General features: G+C 64.1%; 4 protein-coding genes and 1 riboswitch. Of the genes, 1 reads left to right on the top strand and 3 read right to left on the bottom strand.

Annotated features, from left to right (window positions below; translation table 11 throughout):
• The 3 genes from EN749_RS33040 to EN749_RS33050 form a co-directional block, all read right to left on the bottom strand.
• Positions 1–468, bottom strand: a 468-nt coding sequence (locus EN749_RS33040; RefSeq protein WP_145991111.1) for an iron chelate uptake ABC transporter family permease subunit, incomplete at its 3' end; no start/stop codon positions are given.
• Positions 469–603: 135 nt separating this feature from the next.
• A complete protein-coding gene (locus EN749_RS33045) occupies positions 604–1551 on the bottom strand; it encodes an ABC transporter substrate-binding protein (RefSeq protein WP_128364740.1) in 948 nt (315 codons plus the stop codon).
• A gap of 49 nt (positions 1552–1600) precedes the next feature.
• A complete protein-coding gene (locus EN749_RS33050) occupies positions 1601–2389 on the bottom strand; it encodes an ABC transporter ATP-binding protein (protein ID WP_127398803.1) in 789 nt (262 codons plus the stop codon).
• Positions 2390–2550: 161 nt separating this feature from the next.
• Positions 2551–2758: riboswitch (cobalamin riboswitch) on the bottom strand.
• 255 nt (positions 2759–3013) lie between these two features.
• On the opposite strand from EN749_RS33050, the gene EN749_RS33055 reads away from it, so the two are divergent.
• The coding region (locus tag EN749_RS33055; protein WP_145991110.1) for an AraC family transcriptional regulator at positions 3014–3220 on the top strand (207 nt) is incomplete at its 3' end.

A 3220-nucleotide genomic window follows, 5' to 3' on the forward strand; every position in this document is an offset into this window, starting at 1 on the left:
CATGAAGGACACGGCAAGGCCGGCAAGGATCAGCCGCTCCGGGCCTTGCCCCCTCACCCGCGCAACCAGCAGCAGGACGACACCGGCAGCCAATATGCCGCCGGTGAAGGCCGCGACCGGCAATGTCCAGATGCCGAAACTGTCTCCGAAGACGGTGATGACGGAAACCGCACCCGCGGCGGCGCCCGACGACAGGCCGAACAGGAACGGGTCGGCAAGGTCGTTGCGGGTCACCGTCTGCAGCAGCGCACCGACGACGCCGAGACCGGCCCCGACGCAGATGGCCAGGACCGTGCGCGGCAGCCGCAGATCGACGACGATCTTGCCGACCGGCCCGGACACGTCGTGCCCACTGAAGCCGATTGCGCGGCCAAGTGCTGCAACAACGTCGGTCAGCGGGATCAGCGTCGAGCCATAGGCGATCGACAGCAATGCGAGAGCAGCGATCGCCGCCGCTCCCACCAGCATGGCCAGTGCGAATGCCGGATGGCGCAAACCTGGAAATGCGTCGTGTCTGTCAGGACGCGTGCGACGCACTTCCAGGATCTTTTGCTCATGCATGTCGTTGCCCCAAAACCGCTGCGCACTTTTGGGCGACAGGCATCAAAACGCTTCCGGATGCATGGCCTTGGCGATTTTGTCGATCGCTTCGATATTGGCGGGTCCGGGTGTCAGTTCGGCATAGCGCAGGGCGACGAAGCGCTCGTTCTTGACCGCGTCCGTCTCTTTCATGGCCGGATGGACCTTCAGGAAATCGAGCAGCTTCTTGTAGCCGCCGCCATCCTGGTAATCGAGCAGGATGAGGAATTGCGGATTGCGCGACGCCACCGTTTCCCAGTCCGTGTTGCCCCAGCTGGTGTCCATGTCGGCCATGATGTTGTCGCCGCCGGCGGCTGATATCATGGCGCTGGGGATGGCGAACTTGCCTGCGGTGAAGGGCTTGTCCTCGCCGGAATCATAGAGAAACACTCGCGTTGCCTTGCCGTTGCCGACCTTGGCGGTGATGTCGGCGAGCCGCGTCTTCCAGCCGGCAACAAGCTTCTCCGCCTCGGCCTCCTTGCCGAAGATCTTGCCCAGCTTTTCGACGTCGCCATAGAGCAGGTCCATCGAGGCGGCTGGGCGGCTCTTGTCGAGATGCACGCAGCTTTCCGTCAGCACCAGCGTCTTGATGCCGTGCGGAGCAAGCGTATCGGGTGTCACCTCGCCGCCCGGCTTCATGCCGTAATACCAGCCGGCGAAGAAGAAATCCGGCTCGACCGCGACGAGGTTTTCGAGCGTCGGATATTTCGGCGCCAGTTCCGGGATCGAACCCTGCTCGGCCTTGAATTCGGGACCCACCTTGTACCATCCAGTGATGCCGGTCAGGCCGACGATCGACGGCTGCAGTTTCAGCGCGAAAGCCATCTCGGCCATGTTGAGATCCTGGATGACGGCGCGCTTCGGCGGTGCATCGAAGGTCAGCGGCTTGCCGCAGCTGTCGACCGTGACCGGGAAGGCCAGGGCTGTCGAGGCCAGCAGCGAGAGGACAAGCGAAAGGGCCAGGCGTTTCACGGGTTTGCTCCTTGTGGATGGGATTGGGTCGACTACGAAATGGCTTCAATCACGTCGGCGGCGCGGCACGGTTCGGCACATCGAACACCGTCAGTTCGCGGTCTTCGGTCGGATGGCGCAGACGCAGCACATCGATGCCGAAAATCTCGCGGATCAGCTTTTGGGTCAGCGCTTCGCGCGGTGCGGCGAGCGCTTGCAGACGGGCATGGTTCATCACCGCCACCCTGGTGGCGAACGGTGCCACCAGCGCCAGATCGTGCAGCACCGCGATCACCGTCATCTCGAAGCCTGCCACGAGGTCGAGCAGTTCGCCGCGGGCACGCGGGTCGAGATGGTTGGTCGGCTCGTCGAGGAACAGGATTTTTGGCTGCTGGGCGATGGCGCGCGCAAGTTGGGCGCGCTGGCGCTCGCCGCCCGACAGCGAGCCGATGATGCGGCCAAATAGCGGCAGCAGGCCGGTCCGGCGCAGTGCATCGACGACGATCTCGCGCTCCTCGCTCCTGCGCCGCAGCCCGGCGTGCGGAACCCGGCCAAGCTCGACATAGTCGATCACCGCCAGCCGCGGATCGGGCTGGTCGGTCTGGCCGACCACGGCAATGTGCAGCGCCCGTTCGGCGGCTGAAATCCTGTCCAGGCGGCGCCCGCCGAGCTTCACCTCGCCGGAGCTCGGACGCAGCATGCCCGACAGCATGCGCAGCAGCGTCGTCTTGCCGGCGCCGTTGGGACCGATGATGGCAAGGCGATCGCCGGCGGCCACCGAGAAGCTGACCGCCTGAACCAGATCCCGCCCATTCGCCGTGACGCAGAGGTCACGGGCTTCGAGAAGCGCTACGGTCATCGGCTGCTGCCCGCCGGCTTGCCGGGACGGCAAAGCGTATATACGACGATGCGATGGATGGAGCCGTCCAACTTTCCGTCACTTTCCAAAACTGGCGACGGAAGGAAGCTGGCGAACCGGCCGACAAGGCCGGGATTCGCGTTTCCTCCCGGCACACCCCGTCCGGTCAACTCAGTGATGGCAGGTCTCCTGGCTCACGGGTCGTTGCGCCATCCAGCCTTCCCAGCCTTGCCGGCCAGTGGCATTCACGGATTTTGCTCGCCGCTTACAGTTGCGGGGGCAGCCACGGTCTCGACCTGAGCAGGCCTCACCGTGTTCCCTTTTCACCCCTCGCCTTTCGACTCGGGGACCATCACCGCTTCAGCGTAGATTTGCGCCGATCGCTTCGCAATGGATTTCTCGGACGGAGTGGTGGGCCAGCTAAGGGAAACAGGCATCGCATGCTCTCTTTATGTAATAATATAACATACCTAAGAGATGACGCCGGTCGCTGTCAAGCGAAAGCTCATGGGGCGGTTGGCCGGATGGCGACCGGCATCGGCGCAGATTGCACGGGATGCGCAATTTCGATCAAACTGGCCGTGCCAGGAAACGGCAGGATGATCTGGCCAATGCGAGGAGAAAATGGACCCGACCGAGAAAGCGCTGTGGTTCGTCGAAAGCCATCTGCCGGAGGCGATCTCGCTTGATGATGTCGCGCAAAGCAGCGGCGTGTCGCGTTTTCATGTGACGCGCGCCTTCGGCGCCGCCACCGGCCGGTCGGTGATGGGCTACATGCGCTCACGCCGGCTGACCGAGGCGGCGCGCAAGCTGGCGGGCGGGGCGCCCGAC

Origin of the sequence: Mesorhizobium sp. M7A.F.Ca.ET.027.02.1.1, assembly GCF_004022985.1 — a bacterium.
In the GTDB taxonomy this organism is placed as follows: Bacteria; Pseudomonadota; Alphaproteobacteria; order Rhizobiales; family Rhizobiaceae; genus Mesorhizobium.

What these genes read in the sequence shown, in the direction of transcription:
- EN749_RS33050 (WP_127398803.1), bottom strand. Translation starts at nt 2,389, where the DNA reads ATGACCGTAGCGCTTCTCGAAGCCCGTGACCTCTGCGTCACGGCGAAT.